This is a genomic window from Streptomyces sp. NPDC057939 (assembly GCF_042887545.1).
Lineage (GTDB): Bacteria > Actinomycetota > Actinomycetes > Streptomycetales > Streptomycetaceae > Streptomyces.
The window spans coordinates 1-1,049 of the sequence record NZ_JBHVPG010000130.1 but is presented as its reverse complement, the minus strand read 5'-3'; the positions used below and the strand labels follow the sequence as shown (position 1 = coordinate 1,049).

Sequence of the window (1,049 nt, the reverse complement as noted above, 5' to 3'; positions counted from 1 at the left end):
GTACTGGCACATCCGCAACAGCAGGCGTGGCCTGGAGGATGCCTACCGGCGGCGTTACTACCGGCGCATCGCCAGGTGCAAGTCGGAGCTGCTATCTCTGGGCGTGAGCTCACGGGAGTGGTTGGATTACATCGCCTGTTGCCGTCGCAAGACGTGTCTCGGCTGTGCTCACTGCGGTGGGCGTCGATGGCAGGCGTGGGTCTGAGATTGCGGGGTATGGGGACGCTTTAGTCCCCATGCAAGCGCTGCGGTCGTGCGGCGTGTAATACGTTTTGCGGCCAAAAGCCTATCCTGCCCTAGTGCCGGAACCGCGCTCTGCAAGCCATTGCTGAGCTGGCAACCAGGTCGCGCCTGGTCATTTCGAAGGATGCTGCATAACTCTTGAAGTGCAGCACTTTTCCACTTATGCTGCTCCTGTCGCATCCATCACTTGACCAGGAACAGCCATGTCCGCAGCCAATCCCCGCGTTTCCGTGACGCTCACGCCGTCCATGGACGCGATCCTGAAGCGTTTGAGCGACGTTTCGGGCCAGAGCAAGTCATCCATCATCGCGGAGATCCTGGAGCAGTCTCAGCCTGTTTTCGAGCGCATGGCGGCCATCCTGGAGACGGCGAAGACAGCCACCCAGGAAGCCAAGGAGCGCATGGCTTCGAACCTGGAGGATGCGCACGCGAAGCTGCTGGAGCAGGCGGGCATCGTTGGCGATCTGTTCGAGGAGCAGACGGCTGACCTGGTGGGGGAGCTGGAGCAGATTGGCCGGCGTAAGGGCAAGGTCGCCGCGGGCGGGGCGCGAGGTACGGATGGAGCGGCAGCGACACCGGCCTCGCGCATCGTGCGCGGCGGGATGCGTCGGGCGCTGGCGGAGGCGAATGCCACCCCCCTTGTAACACGGGGGTCGGGTACCCCGGTAACCACCCCGAAAAAGAAGGGCAAAACTGCCACAAAGCCAACAGTGGCGCGGGTTGGGGGGAAAAATGCCTGAGTTCGACGCTTACTCGGCGACTTCGCGGGCTGTGAAGCCCGAAACGTTCCTCGGAATGGTCTGGTT

General features: G+C 62.6%; 1 protein-coding gene. It reads left to right on the top strand.

Translation table 11 applies throughout. The features are described from left to right. The first annotated feature begins 446 nt into the window (after nucleotides 1–446). Nucleotides 447–983: a hypothetical protein gene (locus tag ACFVS6_RS42960; protein WP_389711974.1), complete on the top strand. Its 537-nt coding sequence runs from the start codon at nucleotides 447–449 to the stop codon at nucleotides 981–983. Nucleotides 984–1,049 lie beyond the last annotated feature (66 nt).